The organism is Actinomadura napierensis, from assembly GCF_039529375.1.
Taxonomy (GTDB): Bacteria; Actinomycetota; Actinomycetes; order Streptosporangiales; family Streptosporangiaceae; genus Spirillospora; species Spirillospora napierensis.
The window spans coordinates 1-561 of record NZ_BAAAMR010000388.1 but is presented as its reverse complement, the minus strand read 5'-3'; the positions used below and the strand labels follow the sequence as shown (position 1 = coordinate 561).

The 561-nt window shown below is 38.1% G+C and carries 1 protein-coding gene; it reads right to left on the bottom strand.

Going from position 1 to position 561, the window contains the following annotated elements; genetic code table 11:
- Positions 1–334 (bottom strand): acyl-CoA thioesterase (locus tag ABD296_RS50085; protein ID WP_344285755.1); only part of this gene is annotated, 334 nt, incomplete at its 3' end.
- Between the last annotated feature and the right edge of the window lie 227 nt (positions 335–561).

Here is a 561-nt window from a genome sequence, read left to right as displayed (position 1 = left end):
CCCATTTGGTATTTCCAACGAACAAAATTGCCTGATCAGAAGGACGGAAAAAAGCATACTGACGAAATGAATATAGAGCATTAATATCATCTAGCCATGTCCGCAGCACAATTTCTTCCCCTTCAAACGCAGCTTTACGGTATTGCACATGGTGTTCAACCGCAACCATTGCATGTTTTAGCTCTAGATATTTGGTTACTCCTACCCCTAATGTTTCCACATGAGCAGCAGCGACGTCTTGCATCCACTGGACATACATTACATTGTTAACATGCCCTAAAGCATCAATATGCTGTGGCTGAACCTGAATATGTAAATCGAAAATACTGCTCACAAAACACCCACTTTAATCATTAAATTCAAAGCTAAAATTTAATTAGCTAGATCGAACATTATGCCGAATACAAATAATAAAAAACCACCCATTTTCAGGGTGGTTCATTTTTATAATATTTTACTGAATACGTAAACCAAGCATTGCTCGTTGTCCTTGACGAATAATCCCAACTCGCGCAACTGTATTTTTCGGCAAATTCGAAACAACTTTTGCAAAATCCTGAC